17 protein-coding genes are annotated in these 24,378 nt (G+C 64.1%); 8 read left to right on the plus strand and 9 right to left on the minus strand.

The genetic code is table 11. From position 1 onward, the window contains the following. Nucleotides 1-22 precede the first annotated feature (22 nt). The 3 genes from focA to sugE form a co-directional block, all read right to left on the minus strand. A complete protein-coding gene (focA, locus tag E5E96_RS17220; RefSeq protein WP_011705812.1) occupies nucleotides 23-871 on the minus strand; it encodes a formate transporter FocA in 849 nt (282 codons plus the stop codon). Nucleotides 872-1,251: 380 nt separating this feature from the next. Further along, complete coding sequence (gene ycaO / locus E5E96_RS17225; protein WP_171282686.1) at nucleotides 1,252-3,012, minus strand: 30S ribosomal protein S12 methylthiotransferase accessory factor YcaO; 1,761 nt, start codon at nucleotides 3,010-3,012, stop codon at nucleotides 1,252-1,254. Nucleotides 3,013-3,139: 127 nt separating this feature from the next. Further along, the gene (sugE, locus tag E5E96_RS17230) at nucleotides 3,140-3,454 is read right to left on the minus strand and encodes a quaternary ammonium compound efflux SMR transporter SugE (protein WP_011705814.1); all 315 of its coding nucleotides are present in this window, start codon (nucleotides 3,452-3,454) and stop codon (nucleotides 3,140-3,142) included. Between the two features lie 339 nt (nucleotides 3,455-3,793). Here sugE and asd point away from each other — a divergent pair, with 339 nt between their 5' ends. Further along, nucleotides 3,794-4,909: an aspartate-semialdehyde dehydrogenase gene (asd, locus tag E5E96_RS17235; RefSeq protein ID WP_171282687.1), complete on the plus strand. Its 1,116-nt coding sequence runs from the start codon at nucleotides 3,794-3,796 to the stop codon at nucleotides 4,907-4,909. 598 nt (nucleotides 4,910-5,507) lie between these two features. Then, nucleotides 5,508-8,285 (plus strand): pitrilysin family protein, encoded by a 2,778-nt coding sequence (locus E5E96_RS17240; RefSeq protein WP_171282688.1) that lies wholly within the window; start codon nucleotides 5,508-5,510, stop codon nucleotides 8,283-8,285. Between the two features lie 93 nt (nucleotides 8,286-8,378). Here E5E96_RS17240 and E5E96_RS17245 read toward each other — a convergent pair whose 3' ends face one another. The 3 genes from E5E96_RS17245 to E5E96_RS17255 all read right to left on the minus strand — a co-directional run bounded on the left by E5E96_RS17245 (nucleotide 8,379) and on the right by E5E96_RS17255 (nucleotide 11,802). Further along, nucleotides 8,379-9,542 (minus strand): PLP-dependent aspartate aminotransferase family protein, encoded by a 1,164-nt coding sequence (locus tag E5E96_RS17245; RefSeq protein WP_029303189.1) that lies wholly within the window; start codon nucleotides 9,540-9,542, stop codon nucleotides 8,379-8,381. Nucleotides 9,543-9,633: 91 nt separating this feature from the next. Then, nucleotides 9,634-10,704, minus strand: coding sequence for an isopenicillin N synthase family oxygenase (locus E5E96_RS17250; RefSeq protein WP_171282689.1), 1,071 nt, complete (start codon nucleotides 10,702-10,704; stop codon nucleotides 9,634-9,636). Nucleotides 10,705-11,163: 459 nt separating this feature from the next. Then, nucleotides 11,164-11,802, minus strand: coding sequence for an NAD(P)-dependent oxidoreductase (locus tag E5E96_RS17255; RefSeq protein WP_171282690.1), 639 nt, complete (start codon nucleotides 11,800-11,802; stop codon nucleotides 11,164-11,166). 101 nt (nucleotides 11,803-11,903) lie between these two features. Between E5E96_RS17255 and E5E96_RS17260 the strand changes: the two genes are divergently transcribed. Continuing rightward, nucleotides 11,904-12,809, plus strand: a complete 906-nt coding sequence (locus E5E96_RS17260) for a LysR family transcriptional regulator (protein WP_171282691.1) — start codon at nucleotides 11,904-11,906, stop codon at nucleotides 12,807-12,809. A gap of 126 nt (nucleotides 12,810-12,935) precedes the next feature. Here the strand turns inward: E5E96_RS17260 and E5E96_RS17265 are convergent, their stop codons facing one another. Next, the gene (locus E5E96_RS17265; protein WP_011705821.1) at nucleotides 12,936-13,676 is read right to left on the minus strand and encodes an SDR family oxidoreductase; all 741 of its coding nucleotides are present in this window, start codon (nucleotides 13,674-13,676) and stop codon (nucleotides 12,936-12,938) included. A gap of 273 nt (nucleotides 13,677-13,949) precedes the next feature. On the opposite strand from E5E96_RS17265, the gene E5E96_RS17270 reads away from it, so the two are divergent. The 3 genes from E5E96_RS17270 (at nucleotide 13,950) to E5E96_RS17280 (ending at nucleotide 18,094) form a co-directional block, all read left to right on the plus strand. Beyond that, nucleotides 13,950-14,849, plus strand: a complete 900-nt coding sequence (locus tag E5E96_RS17270; RefSeq protein ID WP_171282692.1) for an AraC family transcriptional regulator — start codon at nucleotides 13,950-13,952, stop codon at nucleotides 14,847-14,849. A gap of 255 nt (nucleotides 14,850-15,104) precedes the next feature. Then, a complete protein-coding gene (locus tag E5E96_RS17275; RefSeq protein ID WP_171282693.1) occupies nucleotides 15,105-17,249 on the plus strand; it encodes a TonB-dependent siderophore receptor in 2,145 nt (714 codons plus the stop codon). Nucleotides 17,250-17,287: 38 nt separating this feature from the next. Next, nucleotides 17,288-18,094, plus strand: coding sequence for a siderophore ferric iron reductase (locus tag E5E96_RS17280; RefSeq protein WP_171282694.1), 807 nt, complete (start codon nucleotides 17,288-17,290; stop codon nucleotides 18,092-18,094). 173 nt (nucleotides 18,095-18,267) lie between these two features. On the opposite strand, the gene E5E96_RS17285 is transcribed toward E5E96_RS17280, so the two are convergent. Then, nucleotides 18,268-19,188: a LysR substrate-binding domain-containing protein gene (locus E5E96_RS17285; protein ID WP_076360592.1), complete on the minus strand. Its 921-nt coding sequence runs from the start codon at nucleotides 19,186-19,188 to the stop codon at nucleotides 18,268-18,270. 182 nt (nucleotides 19,189-19,370) lie between these two features. On the opposite strand from E5E96_RS17285, the gene metE reads away from it, so the two are divergent. Continuing rightward, on the plus strand, nucleotides 19,371-21,635 hold the full coding sequence (gene metE / locus E5E96_RS17290) for a 5-methyltetrahydropteroyltriglutamate--homocysteine S-methyltransferase (protein WP_171282695.1): 2,265 nt from the start codon (nucleotides 19,371-19,373) through the stop codon (nucleotides 21,633-21,635). 87 nt (nucleotides 21,636-21,722) lie between these two features. On the opposite strand, the gene E5E96_RS17295 is transcribed toward metE, so the two are convergent. Next, nucleotides 21,723-22,844: a glycosyltransferase family 9 protein gene (locus tag E5E96_RS17295; RefSeq protein WP_166464509.1), complete on the minus strand. Its 1,122-nt coding sequence runs from the start codon at nucleotides 22,842-22,844 to the stop codon at nucleotides 21,723-21,725. Between the two features lie 285 nt (nucleotides 22,845-23,129). Between E5E96_RS17295 and E5E96_RS17300 the strand changes: the two genes are divergently transcribed. Then, a complete protein-coding gene (locus E5E96_RS17300) occupies nucleotides 23,130-24,257 on the plus strand; it encodes an HPP family protein (RefSeq protein WP_171282696.1) in 1,128 nt (375 codons plus the stop codon). Nucleotides 24,258-24,378 lie beyond the last annotated feature (121 nt).

Consider the following 24,378-nt stretch of genomic DNA (forward strand, 5'->3'; position numbering starts at 1 on the left):
ATGTAGTATCCCGCAATCATCCTTAATGATGACGACGGAAGATAAACCAGTAAGTCAGACCAACCATGACGCCACCACCAATGATATTACCTATGGTGACGGGAATGAGGTTGTGTAGGACGAAGTTGGATACGGTCAGGTCGGCAAAGGTCGCCGGGTCCTGGCCGATGGCCTGCCAAAATTCCGGGCCTGCTACCGCATGGATAGCGATACCGACCGGGATCATAAACATGTTTGCGATGCTGTGCTCAAAACCGGAGGCCACGAACATGGCGACGGGGAGCAGCATGACCATCACCTTGTCGGTCGCACTGCGGGCGCCGAACGCCATCCACACGGCGAGACACACCATGAGGTTGCAGAGGATACCGAGGGCAAGGGCCTCGAAGAAGGTGTGGTGGATCTTGTGCTGGGCTACCTTGAGGGCGTTCAGACCCCACTGACCATCTGCCGCCATGTATTCGGCCGACATGATGATGAGGCCGACTATGATGAGACCGCCGATGAGGTTGCCGAAGTAGACCAGTCCCCAGTTCTTGAACAGCTGGGCCCAGGTGATGCGGTTGGCCGCCTTGGCCACCAGGGTCAGGGTGGTGGAGGTGAACAGCTCGGCACCGAGCAGTACGCAGAGGATCAGACCCAGTGCGAAACAGAGACCGCCGACCAGCTTGCTGAGGCCCCAGGCCACATTGCCGGCACCGGTAGTCACCGTGATGAAGAAGACGAAAGCAATGGCGATGAAAGCGCCTGCGGTGATGGCCAGGGGGATGACCTTGTATGCAGGCTTGGTGGCCTTGGCATAGGTGATATCTTCTGCCAGTGCAGCGATGGCTTCTGGCTTGAGACAATCAAAGGGAGATTCTGCTTTCAATTCTCATGTACCTGATGTTTTGCCTGTGGAAATCATAACAAAGGGCCAGATCGTCAAAATTGACTCCGATCAAGAATTGCAGATTGTGAATGTAATTTTACTACAAAAATTTGAGTCCTCCGGCAGCGTTGCTTTACACCAGGTTTCAGCTGAAACATAAATGCTGATTTTTTAATGCAATGATTTTAAACAATTTATTTTTCATCGCCTAAAAATGGTACTGGCAAGGCATCTTTGCATCTCCCCAGCATTCTCTGCCCCGGCTTGGCAACCCCCTAAGAGGTATTTTTTGTTTTTTATTTCATCTTTGAATAACAAATCGCCTCTCTGGCGACCATAAAGCAAAAGGGGCCATCAGGGCCCCTTCACATACTACCACATCAACCCCATGAATGGGCTCGTTTGGCCTTCTGCAGCTTCTCATAGGCTGCCAGCAGCTTCTGATGCAGCGGGAACTGGCTGAGGGACAGGTCGGCAGCTGCCAACCCGTGGAAGCGAGCTTCACCGCTGGCGTGGGCCCAGGCCTGTGCCAGCGTCTCTTCACCATACATGCGGGTGAACACGGCGCGGTACTGCTCGGGGTCGCGATCCTCATCCAGGAACAGCTCGACGCAGGCGCGCAGGGCACGGTAGTAGTTGGCACGATCGGCCGGGAACACCGACTGGTTGAACTCCATGGTCCAGTCGATGAGATCGAGCGCCGTGTCGAGTTCGCCGGCGGCCAGTGCCAGCATGGCTTTGAGCTCGCCCACCCGCAGGGTGTGCAGGGCGGAGCCCTTGGCGGCGGCGATGCCGAGCAGCTCGCGCACCCGGGTACGCTCGTCGTGACCCTCTTCATCCAGCTGGTCGAACAGCGCCATGTACTGCTCCGCGTCCCACTCCAGCGCCGGCAGCGCCAGGATGGTCTCTCGCAGGTGGGCACCCATGGTGTTGTTGGCCAGCAGCAGGTCTTCGGCCGGATAGATGTCGGACATGCCGGGCACCAGGATGCGGCAGGCGTAGACGCCCAGGTGCTCGTAGTCGGCGATGTAGACCGGCTGCTCCAGCTCGTGGAAGATGCCGATCAGGTGGTCGAACTCCTCTTGCGAGGTGCCGCGGAAGTCCCAGTCGGCAAACTCGAAGTCCGCATCCTGCTTGAACAGATCCCAGCTGATGAGGCCGGAAGAGTCGATGAAGTGGGTCTCCAGGTTGTGGTGATCCGCCACCTGCTCGTTGTCGAACGAGGGCGGCACGAACACATCCAGATCCTTGAGGCTACGGCCCTGCAGCAGCTCGGTGACGGTGCGCTCGAACGCCACTTCGAAGCGCGGGTGGGCGCCGAAGGAGGCAAAGCAGGTGCCGTTGCTCGGGTTGAGCAGCACCACGCAGATGACCGGGTAGCGACCGCCGAGCGACGCGTCGAAGCTGTAGATGGGGAAACCTTCGGCTTCCAGCGCATCGATGGAGGCCTTGATGCCGGGGTAACGGGCGATCACCTCATTCGGGATCAGCGGCAGGCTGAGGGCCTCTGCGATGATCTTGTTCTTCACGTGGCGCTCGAACACCTCCGACAGCCCCTGGGTGCGGGCCTCGGTGCGGGTGTTGCCGGCGCTCATGCCGTTGGAGACATACAGGTTGCCGATGATGTTCATTGGGATGTAGACGGTCTGGTGATCAGACTGGCGCTCGAAGGGCAGGGCGACGATGCCGCGCTCTTCGTTGCCGGATTGCAGATCCACCAGCATGTCGGCGGTCACTTCACCATCCGGGTTGTAGAACTTGCGGGTGAAGCTGTCGAGCAGACCGGCGGGCAGCTGATCTCCCTCGATGGGGAACCACTTCTCGTTCGGGTAGTGCACGAAGTCGCCATTGGCGACCTGCTCGCCCAGATAGAAGTCGGCGAAGAAGTAGTTGGTGGAGAGACGCTCGAAATATTCGCCAAGGGCGGAGGCGAGCGCCGCCTTCTTGCTGGCACCCTTGCCGTTGGTGAAACAGAGGGAGCACTCCTTGTCCCGGATGTGCACGGACCAGACGTTGGGCACGGGGTTGAGCCAGGAGGCCTCTTCGATATCAAACCCCAGGGCTTGCAGCTTGGTCTGGAAGCGTTCGATGGAGTCTTCCAGCGCCGCGTCCTTGCCGGGAATAAAAGTGTGGTCGGTCATCACGATATCCTGATTTTTATTGGCTCATGTTTGGCCGCAGATAATAGCAGGGGTCGGCGCGTTTGGCAGGCAAAAAACGGGGCCCATGCCCCGTTTTGCTCTCCATTCAACCGAGCTCGGTCACGGCTCAGCCGATGAATTTCAGACCCAGGATCCCGCCGATGATCAGCAGCAGGCAGAGCACCCGGGCGAGGGTGGCCGGTTCGTTGAACAGCCAGATCCCCATCAGCACGGTGCCGACCGCGCCAATGCCGGTCCATACCGCGTAGGCGGTACCAAGGGGCAACTGTTTGACCGCCATGGCGAGCAGCAGCACGCTCACCCCCATGGCGATCAGGGTCAGCAGGGTGGGCAGGGGGCGGCTGAAACCGTCGGTGTATTTGAGGCCGATGGCCCAGGCGACCTCGAACAGGCCGGCCAACAGCAGGAGCAACCAGGACATAAGGCAGATTCCGCAGGAAGCAGGGTCGTCCCTGCGTATCAGGAGGCCTCGGGGTCGTCCCCGAGGGGCAGCGGGGCTGCCGGTCGGTCTCAATGATGCCCCAAGTGGCGGCGGGATGCCAACCGGCTGCCCGCAGGTCGGCCAGGCTGACGGATATTGCAGCGAACGGCACAGAATATTGCGCAATTCGACTTGCGCCCGCCGTCACAATCCGTAATGTGGACAGACGCATTTTTCGCAACCCATATTTTGTGAACCGCTTGTAAACGGCCCGCGCCGGACAAGGGATCACGGGTATCACACTCGGTTTCTATAAGCAGCTATCCAGGGTAGGACATTATGAAAAAAGTAGGTTTGGTCGGTTGGCGTGGCATGGTGGGTTCGGTGTTGATGAGCCGGATGCAGGAAGAGAAGGATTTTTCCCGCATTCAGCCCACCTTCTTCACCACCTCCCAGGCCGGTGAGGCCGCCCCCAATTTCGGCGTCGATGCCGGCACCCTGCAGGATGCCTTCGACATCGAGGCGCTGGCCGCACAGGACGTCATCATCACCGCCCAGGGCGGCGACTACACCAAGGATGTCTATCCGCGCCTGAAAGCCGCCGGCTGGCAGGGCTACTGGATTGATGCCGCCTCCTCCCTGCGCATGGAGGAGGACGCGGTCATCATCCTGGATCCGGTCAACGGCGACGTCATCGAGCATGCCCTGAACAACGGCATCAAGACCTTCGTCGGCGGCAACTGCACCGTCAGCCTGATGCTGCTGGCCCTGGGTGGCCTGTTCAAGGCCGATCTGGTGGAGTGGGTGAGCGTGGCCACCTATCAGGCCGCCTCCGGTGGCGGTGCGCGCCACATGCGCGAGCTGGTCACCCAGATGGGCATGCTGCGCGATGAAGTGGCGGTGGAGCTGGCGGATCCCGCCTCTGCCATCCTCGACATCGAGCGCAAGATCACCGAGAAGACCCGCTCCGGCACCCTGCCGGTAGACAACTTCGGCGTACCGCTGGCCGGTGGCCTGATCCCCTGGATCGACACCAAGCTCGACAACGGCCAGAGCCGCGAAGAGTGGAAGGGCCAGGCCGAGACCAACAAGATCCTGGGCATCGAAAATGCCGCCATTCCGGTGGATGGTCTGTGCGTGCGCATCGGCGCCCTGCGCTGCCACAGCCAGGCCTTCACCATCAAGCTGAAAAAAGATGTGCCGCTGGCGGAAATCGAAGCCCTGCTGGCCGCCCACAACGACTGGGTCAAGGTGATCCCCAACGATCGCGACATCACCGCCCGTGAGCTGACCCCGGCTGCCGTCACCGGCACCCTCAGCATCCCGGTCGGTCGTCTGCGCAAGCTCAACATGGGGCCGGAGTATCTGGCCGCCTTTACCGTGGGTGACCAGCTGCTGTGGGGCGCCGCCGAGCCGCTGCGCCGCATGCTCAACATCCTGCTGGATCGCGGTTGATCCGATTGCACCCAGCATGAACAGGGGGCCGCGGCCCCTGTTTTTTTGCGCCTTTGCCAACCCTGCCGGCTGGCAGAGAGTACAAAAAGGGTGGCTGGCGAGTGGTGCCAGTAAGGCACCTGCCATCCGCCTGTTATTAATAGCATCAATATTGACTACGCTCTTGGCTTATTTTTGCGTGACTCAATAACGGCAGACTTATTTCCCATCTGCGGGCGAAACGCCATGCCGACGATATTTTCCGGCACTGTTAATCGGCACGGTTAACACGGCTAAATAGCGCCGTTCAGGCTATTCAAGGGCGCTGACGGATGGACCAGATATATACCTTGTTACAAAAGCACGTCTGTTGATGATATCCCTTCGGGGCTTGATTGATTACACTGACGACCACGGCCGGGGTGCAGGCTGCCAGCCTTTGGCTGCCGCATTGGCAGGCTCGGAGCAGACATTGCTGCCGGCAAAAATATTATTCATGTCATCAATAATGCGAGGCACCTGCAGGGTGCTGTCGCCATTTTTTCGTTGTTGCGCTGGATATGAACGACGCGCAGCGACCGCCAATAATAATGTTCAGGTTTGCAAATTGGGAAATAACATGAGAGTCGTGTGGAGTTTGCTCTATTTCTTCAGTGTCTTGGCCTTGGCCGGCCCTGTGCTGGTCAAGGAGCAGAAAAAAGTGGCCGATCCGCTGATCGTCCCCTATCAGCAATATCGGCTCGACAATGGCCTGACGGTGATCCTGACCCAGGATCACTCCGATCCCCTGGTGCACGTGGCGGTCCACTACCGGGTTGGGCTGCCGGAAGAGGCCCCCGGCCAGTCCGGGCTGGCCCATCTGTTCGAACACATGATGTTTCAGGGCTCGGCCCACGTGGGGGAGGAGGGCTATATCCGGCTGCTGCAACAGGTGGGCGGGCGCAACATCAACGGCTTGACCTCCCGGGATCAGACCCGCTATTACCAGACGCTGCCAGCCAATCAGCTGGAGAAGGTGCTCTGGCTGGAGGCGGATCGCATGGGGTTTCTGCTCGATACCCTCTACCAGCAGAAATTGGAGGCCAAGCGCGACATCGCCAAGAACGAGCGCGCTACTCTGGTGGATGCTGCTCCGTACGGCCGGGTGCTGGAGGTGCTCAACCGCACTCTCTATCCCCCCAATCACCCCTATTTCAACACGCCGTTTGGCCGGGTGGCGGACCTGGATCGCCTCACCCTGGAGGACGTGCGCCAGTTCTTCCTGCGCTGGTACGGGCCCAACAATGCCACCCTGGTGATCGGTGGCGACATTCAGCCGGCCCAGACCCTGGCCTGGGTCGAGCGTTATTTTGCCGCGCTGCCTCCGTCACCAACCCAGACAAGCCCGGTGGTGCGTCCGGTGACGCTGAAGAAGAGCCGCTATCGCACCCTGGTCGATCGGGTCAGCGAGCCCATGCTGGTGCTGGCCTATCCGACCGTTTCCGCCCGCGAGCCCGACTTCGAGGCCCTCGATCTGCTGGCGGATCAGCTGGGGGGCTCGGCCAGCGGCCTGCTGCAGCGACAACTGCAGCAAAGCGGCCGGCTGGTCTCGGTGACGGCCAGACAGGAGTGCGGCGTGCTGGCCTGCATGCTGGTGATTGAGGCGGTGCCCAATCTGGCCAAAGGGGGCGAGCTGGGCCCCATCAAGGCGGAGATCGACCGGATCGTCGGCCAGCTCGCCAGCGAGGGTGTCTCCCGCGAGCAACTGGCCCACTCGGTCAATGCCCAGCGGGCCCTGCGGATCTGGCCGCTGGACAGCGTGGCCGGCAAGGTGGAGCAGCTGGCCACCGGCCACACCTTGTTTGCTGACCCCAACTTCCAGTACCGCAACCTCCAGCGTATCGCCCGGGTGACGCCGGCCGATCTGCAACGGGTGTTGACGCGCTATGTGTTGAACAAGCCCAGGGTGGTGCTGAGCGTGGTGCCGGCCGATCACCCTGAATGGCAGGCGGGTAGCCCCAACTTTGTCGAGCCGCCCCCCTTGCCGCTGGCCCGGCCGACCCCCTCTTTGCTGCCTCATGTCATCAAGGAGACCCTGGACCGGCGCCAGGAGCCGGCCAGCGGTGGCGCCTTGCCGGTGCCCATGCCGACCCTGTGGCAGGCCAAGCTGGGTGAGCGGATCTCCCTGCTCGGTCACTACAGCGACGAGGTGCCGGCCTTTGCCATGAGCATCAGCTGGCCGGGCGGTGAGCGGGCCGAACCCGAGGGCAAGGACGGAATCGCCACCCTGGCCGACGCCATGCTCTCCCTTGGCAGCGAGCAGCTGCAGGCGGCCAGCATCGAGGAGCGAGCCCGTCAGCTGGGGGCCAGTATTCGCTTCAATCATGGGGAGGGGCGCAGCTACGTCGAGATCGAGGGGCTCACCTCCCATTTTGACGAGACGCTGGCACTGGTGCGGGAGCTGGTGCAGCAGCCCGCCATGCGCGTAGCCGATTTTGAGCGCAGCCGCTTTGATCATGTCCAGTGGCTGCAACAGCTGATGCAAGATCCCCAGTGGCAGGCGGACTGGCAGTTCGGCGCCCTGCTCGAGGGGCGCAAGCGGCCGGATCTGCTGGCCAGCGTGCGCGCGCTGACGCTCGAGGATGTGCGCAACTTTTATCAGTCGGTCTATCGCAGCGGGGAAGCCCAGGTGGTGGTGAGCGGGGATCTGGCCCAGGAGCGGGTGATGAAGGCCCTCGGTTTTCTGGTCGAGCCTGCCGGTCAGCCGCCGGCCCTGCACTCCCTCGGCTGGCGCGGCCAGCAGGCGAAGCGGGCCATCTATCTGCTGGACAATCCCGGGGCGGCGCTCAGCCAGATCCGGGTGGGACGGCGGGCCATGGCGGAGGATGCCTTCGGCGAGCACTACCTGACCCGGCTGATGAATGTGTCCCTCGCCGAGCGGCTGCACATCCGGCTGCGCGAGGAGCTGGGTTACACCTACTTTATCGACGCCGCCTTCGACGGCAACGCCGATGCGGGCCACTTCCTGCTGCAAAGCAGCGTGCGCAGCAGCGTGACCGGGGCGGCCCTGCGGCAGATCCTGCAGGAGCTCGACAAGTACCAGCGGCTGGGGCCGACCCGGCTGGAGGTGCGCACCCTGCGGGATCGGGTGCTCAATGGTCAGGCGCTCGATTACGAGACGTTGCCGCAGGAAATGGAGTACATGCTGCCCATCCTGCTCAAGGGGTGGCCGGAGGATTATGTGGAGCAGCGAGTGCAGCAGGTGAGCCGGCTCTCTCCCTTTACCCTGCGTGAGCTGGCCCGCCGCTGGCTCGATCCCGACGACATGGTGATCCTGGTGGTGGGGGATGCCAAGACGCTGGCCCCCGAGCTGGCCGCGTTGGGCTGGCCGGTGCAGCGCCTCTCTGCCACCCCCTAGCGGGTTGCCCCTATCGGGCGACGGCCGCAAGCAAAACAGCCCGCCCCCTGGCAGGGGGCGGGCTGTTTTTTTGCGCTCAAAAGTGGCGGACGGTCAGATCAGGGCCAGGGCGGCGGCCAGATCGGCAATCAGATCGTCGGCGTCTTCCACCCCGATGCTGAAGCGGATGAGATCGTCATTGACCCCGGCGGCGAGGCGGCTCGCCTCGTCCATGGCGGCGTGGGTGGTGCTGGCCGGATGGCAGGCGAGACTCTCGAGATCGCCGAGGCTCACCGCCTGCACGAACAGCTGCAGGTTGTCGAGCAGGGTGGCGCAACGGGCAAAGCCGCCTTCCAGCTCGATGCTCACCATGCCGCCAAAGCCGCTGGCGAAGGCGCCGAGGGCATCGTGGCCCGGATGGTTGGCCAGCCCCGGGTAGATCACCTTCTTCACCGCCGGGTGGGCGGCCAGGAAGTCGGCCACCTTCTGGGCGTTGTGCAGGTGGGCATCCATGCGCAGGGGCAGGGTCTTGACCCCGCGCTGCAACAGGTAGGCCTCCTGCGGGCCGATGGGGGAGCCGATGTGCTTGAGGGCCACGGTGCGAATCGACTTCATCAGCGCGTGAGAGCCCGCCACCACCCCGGCGATGATGTCGCCGTGGCCGCCCAGGTACTTGGTGCCGCTGTGCATGACGATGTCGATGCCAAGCTCGAGCGGACGCAGCAGATAGGGAGTGAGGAAGGTGTTGTCGCACACCGTAATGGCGCCCACCTTGCGGGCCGCTTCCACTACCACCCGCGGATCCACCACCTTGAGGGTGGGGTTGGTCAGGGTTTCGAACAGTACCACCTTGGTGGCGGGGCGGATGTTGGCCAGCAGATCCTGATCGCTCTCGTAGGCGGTGACCTTGATGCCGGCGCGGCTGAAGGTCTGCTTGAGAAACGCATCGGTGCCGCCGTAGAGCGGGCCGATATAGGCCACTTCATCGCCGCTGTCGGCCAGGGCATACATGATGGCGCTCACCGCCGCCATGCCGCTTGCCACCACCAGCGCTTCGTCGGCCCCTTCCAGCGCCGCCAGCTTCTGCTCCAGCTCGGCGGTGGTGGGGTTGCCAAAGCGGCTGTAGATGAAACCGGGGGCCTGACCGGCGAAGCGCTCCTTGCCCGCCTGGGCGTTGAAGTAGCTGAAGGTGCTGCTCTGGTAGAGCGGGGTGGTGAGGGCACCGGTCTGGGGATCGATCCGCTGGCCGCTGTGCACGCTCATGGTTTTGAATTTCATTGTATTGCTCCGTCATTGCCAGGCTGTGGCCCAACTGCTTGTGTCATCTGAAGGGCGCCGTGGCGCCCCCCGTCTATTAGGTATGGCAGCGTCAGGCGAGTTGTGGCTCGCGCCGATCGCGTTTTGCCGTCTGTTCGCTGCTGGTCTGCGCATTGGCCGACGCCGGGGCGACGCCATAGTGACGGGCCGCCACATCCGGGTGGGAGCGCAGCCTCCCTTTGAGCACGTTTTCCCCCACCTGATAAAAGAGCGGGTTGGTCGGGTCGCTCTCGGGCCCCTGTGCCTGCGCCGCCAGCGCGGGGGAGAGGCTGAGCAGCGGCACGGTCGCATCCAGCCGCGCCGCCATGAAGAAGGCGCAGGAGAGGCGCGATACCCCGGGCGGCGGGCTCTGCACCCGGTGCAGGGTGGCCTTGAGGTAGCCGTTGGAGGCCAGCTCCAGCAGCTCGCCGATGTTGACCACCAGGGCGCCCGGCAGGGGCGGCGCCGAGATCCAGCCGTCGGCCGTCTCCACCTCGAGCCCGGAGTGATGGTCCTGCATCACCAGGGTCAGGTAGCCGGGATCCTTGTGGGCGCCCACCCCCTGACCGCTGCCCCCTGCGGCTTGCCCCGGGTAGTGGATCAGCTTCATGTGCTGATGGGGCGCCCCGCGAATGCTGTCGTCAAACACCCCGGCCGGCTGCGCCAGCACCTCGGCGAAGGCGGCGAGCAGGGTGAGGGTGATGGCGCTCAGCCGCTCCTGCCACGCCAGCAGGTGAGATTTCATCTCGTGCAGGGCAGTCGGCCACTGGTTGGGGCCGATGAGCCGCTGCCAGGGATGCTGCAGGCTGGCGGCATCGAGGGCGGCCTCTTCGTTCATGATGTCGAACTGCTCGCGCAGATCCGGCCGCGCCCGGGTGAGCTCGGCCCCCACCTGGTTGTAGCCGCGAAAGTGGGGGGAGTGCACCATCTGCACCGCCAGCTTCTCCTGCTGTGGCAGGGCGAAGAAGCGGGCCGCCAGCGCCAGGGTTTCTTGCTGTTCTTGCTCGCTCAGGCCATGGCCGATCAGATAGAAAAAGCCCACCTCGCGGGCCGCCCGGCCAAGGGTGGCCAGCATCTGGCGACGGGTCTCGGGGGCGCCGTCGAGCGCGGCGAGATCGATGATAGGCAGTGGTGAATGTTCCATGTGCACCTCCTCACTGGCCAGGGGCGGGATGCTACCCGCACACCTGACATGAAAACGACGACGCCCTGACCGATGAACCGGCCACCGCCCTGTTGCCAGGGATGGCGTCATTTGGATTGAGGGAGATGCTACTGTTCGGAGTTATAAGACGGAAACAACAAATTATTCTTAGTTATATACAAAAATCGAAATAGAATTCGCCACCCATCCGGGTGGCTGCCGATTGAGCGGCGATAATGGCAATATACCGGCGCACTTGGCACCCATGTTGGCCTGACCCGCCATGTGCCGGCTTGAGCGCAAGGTGAGCGCGAGGTGAGCCAAAAAGAGGCAAGCACCGCTGGCAGCACAGAGATGTGCAAAATGCAGAGATGCCCAAATACAGAGATGCAAAAAGGGAGGCTGATGCCTCCCTTTGTGTGACGGGCGCTGCGGCCCAGTGTGGTACCGAGGTCAGGCTCAGTAACCCAGGGTGAAGCGCTGGCGCAGGTGGGCCGGGTTTTCCGCTTCGTTGAGCACGCCGTCGGCCAGATCGCCGACCGTGATCCCGGCCGGTTGTTCACCGCTGAACAGCACCTGATCGGCACCGAGCCGGTAGCCACCGCGCTTCTCGCCGGGTTCCAGGAACACGGGCGGGGAGACGAAACGCCAGTCGAGGGTGGTTTCACGGCGCAGGGCGGTGAGGCCGTCGCGGGCGGCCAGGGCCCCCTGTTTCCACTCGGCCGGGAATTCCGGGGTATCCACCAGTTGCACGCCGGGGGCAATTTCCAGACTGCCGGCACCGCCGACCACCAGCAGCCAGCTGTTGGCCGCGATGGCGGCGGCCACGATGGCGCTGGCCCCCTTGAGGTACTGGTCGTAGATGTCCGGGGCGGTCCAGCCCGGGTTGTAGGCGCTGATCACCCGATCGTGCCCCTTGAGCACCTTGGCCAGCGCCTGGCTGTCCTGGGCATCCACCGCCACGGCGGTGACCTGCGGGTGGGCGGCAACCTTGCTCACGTCACGCACGATGGCGGTGACGTGATGGCCGCGGCTGACGGCTTCGTTGAGGATGGCTGTACCGACAAAACCGCTGGCACCGATCAGGGCAATTTTCATGGGAGATTCTCCTTCACTGTTGGAATGGGGCTATCCTACGCCCCCGAATGTGATTTAATAATCCGTTGTAAATTGCATTCACTTATAAGCTGGATTTAATAATGGAACAGCTCAAGCGTTACGCCATCTTCGCCGCCGTGGTCGAGGCGGGCAGCATGACCGGCGCCGCCAAGGCCCTCGGCATGACACCCTCCGCCGTCAGTCAGCATATCAGCCAGCTGGAGAGCCTGCTCGGGCTCACCCTGCTGCACCGCTCCACCCGCCGCCTCAACCTGACCGAGGCGGGGGAGGTGGTGTGGCAGGGGTGCCAGTCTTTGCAGCAGACCCTCAACCAGACCGAGTTGCGCCTCTCGGAGGTGCGTGACAGCCTGCTGGGGGAGGTGCGGATCACCGCCCCGGTGGGGATGGCCGGCCAGCCGCTGGCGCGGGCGCTCTCGCCGCTGCTGCAGGCCCACCCCGGCCTGTGCATCCAGATCATCGCCGATGACGAGAAGCGGGATCTCATTGCCGAGCGCATCGACGTGGCGCTGCGGGTCGGCACGCTCTCGGACTCCACTCTGGTGGCGCGCAAGCTGGGCCAGACCCGGATGTTGCTGTGCGCCTCGCCCGCCTATCTGGCGCGCAAGGGCACCCCGCGCAGCCCGGAGGCGCTGCTGGATCACGACTGGCTGGCCGCCGATATGCTGAGCGGCGGCCTGACCTTCTTCGACGAGAAGAGGCAGGGGCACAGGGTCAAACCCAAGCCGCGGGTGGTGTGCAACAACGTGTTGCCGCTGCGCCAGTTCACCCTGGCGGGGCAGGGGGTGTCGCTGCAGCCGGAGGGGGAGATCGCAGAAGATCTCGCCTCGGGCCGCCTGCTGGAACTGCTGCCGGGCTTTCGGGTGCCGCCCATGGAGATCCACGCCATCACCCCGCAGCGGGAGATCCCAGAGAAGGTGCGCCGGGTGATCGCCGCCCTGCGCAGTCACTTCGCCGAGCCGGTGGTGGCCGCGGCGACACGCCCGTAGTCCGGGTAAGGAAGAAGGCCGTTCCGGTTGGCCGGAGCAAACAAAGAGCAAACAAGGATCAAACAAAGAGGGCAGCCCGCGGGCTGCCCTCTGTCGATGCGCAAGTCGGTGAGACAAGGCCCGGCCTCACTTCATGTAGAGGCCGCCGTTGATGGCCAGGGTCTCGCCGGTGATATAGGCACCCGCTTCGCTGGCAAGAAACACCACGGCGGCGGCGATCTCTTCCGGCTTGGCCAGCCGGCGCATGGGGATGTCGGCCTTGATGCTGTCGAGGATGTCGGTGCGGATCGCCTCCACCATGGGGGTGGCGGTGTAGCCGGGGGCGATGGCGTTGACCGTCACTCCGAAGCGGGCGCCTTCCGCCGCCAGCGCCTTGGTGAAGCCCAGCATGCCCGCCTTGGCGGCCGAGTAGTTGACCTGGCCGAACTGCCCCTTCTGGCCATTGACCGAGGAGATGTTGATGATGCGGGCATCGCGCTGCTCGCACATGGCGTCGAACAGCGGCTGGGTCACGTTGTAGAGGCTGCACAGGTTGGTGTGGATCACCTCGAACCACTGCTCCGGGGTCATCCGCTTGAAGGCCCCGTCCCGGGTGATGCCGGCATTGTTGACCAGCACGTCCACCCGCCCTTCATCCTGCAGCAATCGGCCCAGGGTGTCGCGGCACATGGCGGTGTCGGCCACGTCCAGCGCCAGCAGCCGCACCTGATCCGGCCGAAAACCCTGCTCCCCGTACCAGTCGTGCGCCGCCGCCCCGTTGGGGCTGGAGTGGGTGGCGATGATGCGATACCCCTGGGCCAGCAAGGCGGTGGTGATGGCGGATCCGATGCCGCCACGGGCTCCGGTGATCAAGGCAACTTTCTTCATCTTGGCTCTCCCTGCATAAAAGATTCGAACGAGGACTTTATGGGCTTTTTGAGGTAATTGATATATTTGTTTTCAAACAATCTGACAGGCAAACGCGTCACTTTTGTGACAGTCTGCCAAGCTGGCTTGACGCGCTGGCTTAAGGGGCGGACAACGCCTTGGGCAAGGGGGCCAGGATGAGCGCTGCGGCCAGCGCTTGCCGCCAAGGTCGCGGCCATGTTTAATGGGGCCCTTGCGCGCAGCGCCTTGCCGACAGCCAGATCCGATCTCGTCATGACCATCTTGTCCCCCATTCCGGGCGCCATGCCCCAGCCGTACAGCCAGCTGACCCGCATCGAGCGGGTGCTCGATTACATCCACGCCAATCTGGATCTGCCGCTGGGGCTGGCCGAGCTGGCGGAGCAGAGCTGCTGGTCGCGCTGGCAGCTGCAGCGGGTGTTCCTTCATGAGACGGGGCTGACGGTGGCCCACTATGTGCGCGAGCTCAAGCTGAGCCAGGCGGCAGAGGCGCTGCTCTCTGGCCGCCAGCGGGTGCTGGATCTGGCGCTCTGTTACGGTTTTGGCTCCGAGGTGAGCTTCAGCCGCGCCTTCAAGCAGCAGTTCGGCTGCTCGCCGCTGGCCTATCGCAAACGCGGTCTGCGGCTGGGGCTGCGTACCCCCCTGGTGCGGGCTACCCTGCCGCAACCCATGCCTGCCAGGCTGGTACAGGTGCGGATCGAGAGCCAGCCGGGTTTTATCCTGCAAGGGGTGAAGGGGCAGATCCGCGGGCTGTTTGCCGCCGCTCCCGACTTTCAACAGACGGTGCCCGCCATCTGGCGCGCCCTGCGCACGGCGGGCGGTTTGCCACCCGGGCAGGAGCGGGTGGGGGTGGTGGATGTTGCTGGCGCCGGCGAGTCGCTCCCCTACTGGGCGGGCAGCGTGATGGAGGAGGGGACCAGCTTGCCTGCCGGTCTGGCGCGCCTCCCGGTGCCGGCCCAGACCTACGCGGTGCTAAGCCACGTGGGCCCGGTCAGCCAGCTGGGGCAGACCCTCAACTGGTTTATCCTGCACTGGCTGCCGAGCTCCGGCTATCGCGGGCTGGACGGTTTCGAGCTGGAGCGTTACGCCCCCGATTTTGACGGCAACCAGCCGGATGCCCGCATGGAGTACTGGCTGCCCGTCGCCCCTCTCTGAGAGGGCTATTCCCTTGCCCGGAGGATGCCGGGCACTGCTATCTCTCTTTCCCTTATTTGCTGCGCCAGGCTTTGCTATCCATTCGACATCGCCTGCGTTGCTGCCGTCAGTTGAGGTTGCCGGATGGGGCCAAACTGGCCGCATTTTCTCTCTCTTTCGCGCCAACATGCCCCAAATTGTTAATTCAAGGGCAAAATGACCCAATAAAATGCAAATGAGATTTGTTACTATTCACTCATTGCATTCGAGGATCAGATGTACGCCACTCACCCCCCTTTGACCCTGGTCGCCGCGACTATCTCCGCCCTGTTGGCTGGCCCTGTGCAGGCAGCTGCTGCCGAGCGCCCGACACAGACCCGGGCAGACGAGACCCTGACCGTGCTCGGTGAGACCTATCGCAACACCGCGACCAAGACCCGGCTCGACCCCCTGGAGACGCCCCAGGCCATTTCGGTGGTGGAGGGTGACGCCCTGGAACAGCGCGGCGTCAGCTCGGTGAGCGAGGCGCTGCGCTACGTGCCCGGCGTCAACACCGAGCTGCGGGGCGGGGCGGTCAACCGGCTGGATCTGTTCAACATCCGCGGCTTTGACAACTACCAGAACTTCTACGACGGCCTGCTGTTGCAGTACAACGACTGGAACCTGCAGCCCCAGATCGATCCGGTGGCCATCGAGCAGCTGGAGGTGTTCAAGGGGCCCACCTCCGTGCTCTACGGCAGCATGCCCCCCGGCGGCATGGTCAACCTTATCGCCAAGCGCCCCCAGCGGGAAGCCAGGCACAGCGTCAGCGTGGCGAGCGGGACGGGCACCCTCAAAGAACTGACCCTCGACAGCACCGGCGCCCTCAACGATCAGTTTGCCTATCGGTTGGTGGGGCTGGCCCGACAGAAAGAGGGCCAGGCGGTGACCTCAGAGGAGGAGCGCTACGTACTGGCGCCCTCTCTCGACTGGCAGTTGAGTGACCGCACCCTGCTAAACCTCAACCTCTATTACCAGAAAGACCCGCAAGCCGGCATCTACACCACGGTGCCGGCCAGCGGCTCGGTCAAATCCAACCCGCTGGGCCAGCTGGGCAGCGATACCTTCCTTGGCGATGAAAACTGGAACCACTACAGCCGGGAGGTGACCCTGCTCGGCTACAAGCTGAGCCACGACTTCAACGCCAACTGGCAGCTGCTGCAAAACGCCCGCTACATGGATGCCTCGGCCAACCAGCAGAACACCTACAACGCGGCGCTGGCGGCCGATAACCGCACCCTGGCCCGCAACGCCTACCTGACCGATGAAGAGTCTCGCGGCTTTGTCATCGACAACCAGCTGGCGGGCAAGGTGCAGACCGGCAAGGCCCAGCACAACCTGCTGCTCGGGGTCGATTACCAGTATCTGGATGCGCGTATTCTCTACCGGGATACCCTCGACTATGCCGCCCCGACCATCGACATCTTCAACCCGAACCACCAGCAGATAGTGCCGGCAGATCTGGCCTTCAACTATCAGGACAACCGAACCATCCGTCAGTACCAGAGCGGCCTCTACCTGCAGGATCAGGTGCGCCTCGATCGGTTGGTGGCCATCGGCGGCGCCCGCTACGACCGCTACCGGATGGACACCGACAGCCGGACCCTCTATCAGGGGGCGGCGAGCAACACCCTGGCCCAGATTGATCAGGACAACCTCTCGCTGCGCCTTGGCGCCCTCTACGAGCTGGATCACGGTCTCTCGCCCTATGTGAGCTATGCCGAGAGTTTCGAGCCGGTGGCGGGAGCGGACAAGCAAGGCCAGGCGTTCAAACCGGCTACCGGCCGGCAGTGGGAGGGGGGGCTCAAGTTCCTCTCCGAGGACATGAGCAAGACCGCCACTCTGTCGGCGTTCCACATCACCAAGCAAAATGCCCTGGTGACGGATCCGGACAACGTCTACGGGCCCAAGCTGCAGACCGGCGAGATGGTCTCCAAGGGGGTCGAGCTGGAGGGGCGACTCGATCTCACTAGCCGCTGGGATCTGGCGCTGAGCTATACCCGTCAGGAGATGGAGATCACTCGCGACACCACCAGCCTGCAGGGCAAGACCCCGGTCTGGGTGCCCAAGCAAATGGCATCGCTGTGGAGCAACTACCTGCCGGCCGGCCCGCTGGCAGGGGCGCGCCTGGGGGCTGGCCTGCGCTACGTGGGGGAGGCCCAGCTTGATGCCGCCAACACCGACACCGTGCCGGATTACCTGCTGATGGACATGGCTGCCTCCTACGATCTGGCCCAGCTCAGCCAGCGTCTGCAAGGGGTGGAGGCCTCTTTGAGTGCCAGCAACCTGTTCAACAAGACCTACTACTCCTGCTACGACCAGAACAACTGCTGGTTCGGGGCAGAGCGCAGCGTGGAGGCGCGACTCAAATACGTATTCTGACCCTGCGTCCCGGGCCGCGCCCGGGACTCTCTCACCCCATGAGCGGCGCCGGCCGTCGTGCCCGCAGTCCGGGCGCGCGGCGCGAGCCGGATCTGCAGGCGCTGGCGGATCACGGCGCCCTGTTCGCGGCCGCCGCCGGGCTTATCCCGTCCCTCAAGGGGCGGCTGGTGGCCGCCGGCGAGGCCGCGGCGCTGTTGACGGTGACCAAACAGGCCACGCCGGCCGAGGTGGCGGCAGCGCTGCATGAGTATTGGCGGCTGGCCCATCCGGAGGCGGGCCCCGCCTACTGGCTCACCCGCAGCTGGGGCATGCTCTGCTGGCAATCCATCTATCTTGCCATGGTGGCCGTCTATCGGCTGCGGGCCGTGCCGGCGCTGGAGAGGTTGGGCCAGGGCTATCAGGATGGGCTGGTATCGGGCTTTACCCTGCCGGCTGAGCCCATGATCAAGGGAGAGCTGGAGGTGTTGATCAAGGCGGCGGGCGAGCGGCTGCAGGCCCATTGGCAGGCACTGTTCGCAGCGCTGGGGCAGGCGCAGCGGCTGCGGCCCGGCTTCGTGCGCCCGCTCTTGGCGGACGATCTGCTGGCAGCACTGGTGCGGGTGCCCGCGTTCTTTGACGAGATAAGCCCCGCCGAGGTGGCGGCCCATGCGCCGCACTGGCTTGCCGCCTGCGGTCTGCCGGCCGAGCATCTGGCGGGCTGGCAGCCGGCGCCCTGGCCGCCAGCGGCCGGCTTGGTCGGTTATGTGCGCCAGCGCTGCTGCCTGCACTACAAGCGCCGCGATGGTGAGCTCTGCGCCAACTGCCCGCGGCGGCAGGGGGCGACGAGCTGTGAAGAGGGTGCTTGAATAGCGAAGCCCTGCGTGATGACAAGCCGCCCCAAGGCGGCTTTTTACTGCGCCTTGCCGTATGGATTACTGCGCTCTTACGTCGCCCATTCTTGATACGAATCCGCTCAAACAGGCTCTGCTGTCTGCAGCTACAGCTGATCCTGGTCGGCGCAGCGGTCTTCTCTTGCAAGTCACTGTGCTTTTACGTCGCCCATCTTGCTGCGAATGCGCTCGAACAGGCTCTGCAGACAGGCTTGATCCCGGTCGGCGGCACGCACGGCGCCATACATGTGGCGGCGCACCCCCTCGGCGAGCGGGCGCGCCTCGAGCAGCCCCTGACGGACAAACTCCTCGCAAGCCCAGCGCGGCAGGGCGGCGACGCCAAGGCCAGCGGCGGCCATCTGCAGCATCACTGAGGTGTTGTCCACCGGCTTGCAACGGGCGGGCTCGATGCCGGCTGGCTGCAGGAAGCGGCTGAACACATCCATCCGCGCCCGCTCCACCGGGTAGACCAGCAGCACCTCGGGACGCAGATCCTCAGGCTTGATGGTCTGCTGCCCACAGAGGGGGTGATCCGGCGCCATCACCAGCACCAGCTCGAAGGCGAACAGCGGCTCGAAGTGGAGATCGCCGCGCGCCTGCACGTCCGAGGTGAGCAGCAAGTCGAGCTGGCCGCCGAGCAGGGCGCTGATGGCATCAAAGCCCGGCACCGATTCCACCTCCAGATCCACCCCCGGCCACTGGCGGCGAAAATCGGGCAACAGCGGCAGCAGCCACTGGATGCAGCTGTGACAATCGAGTGCCAGGTGAAGGCGACCGGCGTCGCCGCTGTGCAGGGCCTGCAGCTGTTTCTCGGTCTGTGCCAGCGCCGGCAGCACCTGGCGGGCCAGCCCCAGCAGCTGGTTGCCGGCCGCGGTCAGCACCAGGGGGCGGCTCTTGCGCAGATAGAGCTCCAGATTGAGGCGAGTCTCCAGCTCCTTGAGCTGGTGGGAGAGGGCGGACTGGGTGAGGTTGAGGGTCAGCGCCGCACCGGCCAGCGAGCCCTGCTCGGCCAGCGCGCTCACCGTTTTCAGGTGCTTGATGTCGATCCCCGGGTTGCTTGACACCGCCATGGTATCCCTCCTTGTTGTGCCTGGGCGACGGCTTGTTGCCCGCCTTGAGAATTTCTTGAGAGCCAGTTGAAAAGGATTCAATAGCCAATGCCACCTTATCTTGTCATTTTGGATGTGTAAACATCTGGATGGCTAAATCATCCAGTTCACCATCAGATGAACGAGCATAAGGAATGGAACCTATGACCTGCGCACACACCCTGGGCTTTCCCCGTATCGGCGCCAAGCGCGAGCTGAAATTTGCCCTCGAATCCTACTGGCGCGGCGAGACCAGCCAGGCCGAACTCATCGCCATCGGCAAGAGCCTGCGTGAGCGTCACTGGCAGGCCCAGCAACAGGCCGGTGTGACCCTGCTGCCGGTGGGAGACTTCGCCTGGTACGATCAGGTGCTCGGCACCAGCCTGCTGGTGGATGCCATCCCCGCCCGCCACCGTCATGGCGACACCGATCTCGATACCCTGTTCCGGGTCGCCCGTGGCCGTGCGCCGACCGGCCCGGCCGCCGCCGCCGCCGAGATGACCAAGTGGTTCAACACCAACTACCACTACCTGGTGCCCGAGTTCAGCCGCGACCAGCGCTTCAAACTGGGCTGGAGCCAGCTGTTTGACGAAGTGGAAGAGGCCAAGGCGTTGGGGCTGCCGGTCAAGGCGGTGCTGCTGGGCCCTGTCTCCTACCTGTGGCTTGGCAAGGAGAAAGAGAGCGGCTTCTCCCGACTCGAACTGCTCGATCGCCTGCTTATCGTCTATCAGGAGATCCTGGCGAAACTGGCCGCCCAGGGGGTGGAGTGGGTGCAGATCGACGAGCCGGCGCTGACGCTGGACCTGCCGGACGAGTGGCGCCTCGCCTATCTCACCGCTTACGAGCGTCTGGCCGGCCCCTGCAAGCTGCTGCTGACTACCTATTTTGGCTCTGTTGCCCATCAGCGCGACATCATTACCAGCCTGAAGGTGGATGGCCTGCACCTGGATCTGGTGGCGGCCCCTGAGCAGCTGGAGACGCTGGTCCCGCACCTGCCGGCCCAGTGGGTCATCTCGGCCGGGGTCATCAACGGTCGCAACGTCTGGCGTGCCAACCTGGCCAAGCTGGTACCGACTCTAAAATCGCTGAAGGATAAGCTTGGCGAGCGGCTCTGGGTTGGTTCCTCCTGCTCCTTGCTGCACAGCCCGGTGGACTTGACCCTCGAATTGGAACTGGATGCCCAGACCCGCAGCTGGTTCGCCTTCGCCCTGCAAAAATGCTACGAGCTGGGGCTGCTGGCTGACCATCTCAATGGCGGGGAGCTGGACAAGATCACTGCCTACAGCCAGCCCATCGTGGATCGGGAGTCCGACAGCCGGGTGCACAAGAAGGCGGTGCAGTCACGGCTCGCCAGCCTCACCAACAGCGATTTCGATCGCCACAGCGCCTACCCGGTGCGGGCTGACGCGCAGCGCTCGGATCTCAAGCTGCCGCTGTTGCCGACCACCACCATCGGCTCCTTCCCGCAGACCTCGGAAATTCGGGTGCTGCGCCAGGATTGGCGCGCCGGTCGCATCGACGACCAGGCCTACGAGGCGGGCATTCAGGCCCAGATCAAGGATGCCATCCTGCGCCAGGAGGCCATCGGGCTGGACGTGCTGGTGCACGGCGAAGCCGAGCGCAACGACATGGTGGAGTATTTCGGTGAGCTGCTGGACGGCTTTGCCATCACCCGCTTCGGCTGGGTACAGAGCTATGGCTCGCGCTGCGTCAAGCCGCCGGTGATCACCCGGGATATCGACCGACCCACACCCATGACCCTGGCGTGGACCCAGTTTGCCCAGAGCCTGACCGACAAGCCGGTCAAGGGCATGCTGACCGGCCCGGTGACCATCCTCTGCTGGTCCTTCCCGCGCGAAGACGTGAGCCGCGAACAGTCCGCCCTGCAGATTGGCCTGGCCATTCGCGACGAGGTGGCAGATCTCGAAGCCGCCGGCATCAAGATCATCCAGATCGACGAGCCGGCGATCCGTGAAGGTCTGCCGCTACGCAAGCAGGATCACCAGGCTTATCTGGACTGGGCGGTGCGCGCCTTCCGTCTGAGCGCAAGCCCGGTGGCGGACAGCACCCAGATCCACACCCATATGTGTTACAGCGACTTCAACCTCATCATCGAGGCGGTGGCGGCGCTGGATGCGGACGTGATCACCATCGAGACCAGCCGCAGCCAGATGCAGCTGCTCGAAGCGTTCGAGCGCTTCAACTACCCCAACGAAATCGGCCCGGGCGTCTACGACATCCACTCGCCGAACGTGCCGAGCCAGAGCTGGATTGAAGGCCTGCTGCGCAAGGCGGCCAAGCAGATCCCGGCCGAGCGGCTGTGGGTCAACCCGGATTGCGGCCTCAAGACCCGCGGCTGGGAAGAGACCGAGGCCGCCCTCAAGGTGATGGTCGATGCCACCAAGGCGCTGCGCGCCGAACTGGCCTGAAGAGCATCAGCAAACAACAAGAGAGTACGGGCATAACGAACGAGGGAAGGCGCAAGCCTTCCCTCTTTTTTTGTTGGTTGACGCCCCTCAGAGGGTGACGACAAAGGCGCTGCTGGCAAGCCCTGGGCTTGGGACGGGCGAGGGGGCGCTCGGCAGCTGCTGCGGCATGGGTTCCCTTGCCAGTGCCTCGGCCAGCCAATGGTGATCGAGGGGGATGGCATTGCGATCACCGATCACCAGATTGAGGTGCTGGGCGCCGAGGCAGCCGTAACGGGCGGGATCGGTCTGGGTAAAGAGGCCGAGGCAGGGCACGCCGCTGGCGGCAGCCAGGTGCAGCGGGCCGGTGTCGCCGCTGACGAAGAGGGAGAGGCCGCCGGCAAAGCGGGCCAGCTCGCTCAGGCTGGCGAGGGAGACCTGCACGTCCCCGAGCCGGGGCTGGGGATCGGCAGGATCCTCGAGCTGGATCAGCAGGGCGCTGGGGTAGTGGCGGCGCAGATCCGCGAGCAGTCGTTGCCACTGGGGCAGAGAGAGCCCCTTGCCCTTGCGGGCCCCGGTGAAAAAGCCGATGAGTGGCCGCGCCGGGTAGTCATGCCTGAGTGCCACCAGCCGTGGGCTGGCGCTGTGCAGCAAGCTGCCGAGCTCAATCTGATCGGCGAGATGGCCGTGCATGCCGAGCAGTTGCAGCGGCTGGTGGGCGTAATGGCAGTGCTGGTTGGGGGTGAGGGGCTGGGGGAACAGGGCGTCGCCCTTGGCATCATCAAAGCCCAGCTTCTCGCGCGCCTTCACCCAGCCGGCGATCAGGTGATCGGTGCTGGAGGCAAAGGGCACGTAGACCCGATCGTAGTGCTGACGGCGCAACCGCCACAGCACCGACAGGGAGGCCAGCAGCCGCTTGCCCTGCAGCTTGACCGGATGAATGCGCTGCAGCTGCAGATCGGCCAGAAAGGGGAGCAGCTGGCCGCCGCTGCACACCAGCTCTATCTCGGCGTGGGGGTGGGCGCTGCGCACCTTCTGCAAAAAGGGCAGCAAAAACAGGTTGTTGCCGATACGGCAGGTACTGCGAATGACCAGGATCCGCCGGGGAGGCTGGCTGCTTGCCGGCAGTCGGCCTTGACGCGCGAGCCAGGCGAGGGCGGCCCGCTCCAGCCCGGCGGTCCAGCAGCGGCGCTGGCCGTCGAAGCGGCGAAGGGCATCTCTGATGGTGCTCATAAGTAGTGGCTCCGTGCATGAAGATGAGCTCAAGATGACACTGCGATTCTTAAGGGCGTGTTAAGAGAAGAGGGAAAGGGGGCCGTCAGCAGCTTTTTTGTAAGAATTTGTTGCTGTATCACAGTTTGGTGACGAGCGCGGGGAGCAGAGGGATGGCTGTGTGACTCCCATGAGGCCGCGCGTCACCAAATAAGAGGGGCCTGGCAGCATCTGGCGGTGGTATTGGGCGAGGGGATACCGTTAAAATTGCGCATTTGAAATAAATGTTATCCGCGCAGGAGCCCCATGCAGTTCAGGGATTTTTTTCCGGTATCCACCAATACCAGTATCAAAGAGAGTTGTTACGGCGCCCTGGGTGCCTTCGTCGGGCTACTGGGTACCGCCCTCTTGTGTCGGTGGGGGCTGGGGCTTGAGGTCCATTGGCTGATCGCCCCCATGGGGGCCTCCGCCGTGCTGCTGTTTGCCGCGCCTGCCAGCCCGCTGGCCCAGCCCTGGTCCATCGTGGTGGGCAACGGGGTCTCGGCGCTGATGGGGGTACTGAGTGCCAGCCTGGCGGCGGATCCGGCGCTGGCTGCGGCCCTTGCCGTGATGCTGGCCATCGCCGCCATGTTTCTCACCCGCAGCCTGCATCCGCCCGGCGGCGCCGTGGCCTTGACCGCGGTCATCGGTGGCGAGGGGATCCGCCAGCTCGGGGTCGGCTATGTGCTGCTGCCGGTGCTGCTCAATTCGCTCTTGTTGCTGCTACTGGCGCTCTGCTACAACCGGCTGCTGGGGCGCCGTTACCCCAACAGCGGTCAGGCCCAGCCCAACCGCCACCAGACCGCCGATCCCCAGCCGAGCGAGCGGGTGGCGACCCAGGCGGCGGACATCGACTTTGCGCTGGAAAAGCACGGCGAGCTGCTCGACATCAGCCGCCAGGATCTGCAGGCGCTACTGCAGGAGGCCCAGCTGCACGCCCTGCGGGCCAGGGTGGGCACGGTGCGGGTGCAGGAGGTGATGTCGCGGGATCTGATCCTGATAGCGGCGCAGCAGCCGGCCATGGCGGCCTGGCAACTGCTCTCCCACCATCAGGTCAAGGCGCTGCCGGTGGTGGACGAGGCCGGCCGGCTGACCGGCATCATCACCCTGCACGACCTGATGATCGACCGGGCGCTGCAACAGCCGCGAGGCGCCGCGGACCTGGCCGAGCTGCGGGTTGCGGATCTGATGACCCGCAACGTGTCGACCGCCCGCCGCTATCAGCCGCTCTACGATCTGGTGGGCGCCTTCTCCGATGGCGGCCTGCACCATATGCCGGTGGTGGATGGCGAGCAGCTGGTGGGGATCCTGACCCAGTCGGACATGGTGGCTGCGCTGTTCAACCTGGCGCTGCACCCGGCGCAGAGCGAAACCGGCGCGCCGGTCAGTCCATAACAAAGGCCCCTCGCGGGGCCTTTTTCTACCCAGTGCAATACTGCGCAGGGTCTCAAGCACTTGGCCACCACCATGCAGCGCTCCGCCCCGAGCCATGACCCGGACAACCCTGTCTGCCCAC

The sequence above is a fragment of the Aeromonas sp. 1805 genome (genome assembly GCF_013085525.1).
In the GTDB taxonomy this organism is placed as follows: Bacteria; Pseudomonadota; Gammaproteobacteria; order Enterobacterales; family Aeromonadaceae; genus Aeromonas; species Aeromonas hydrophila.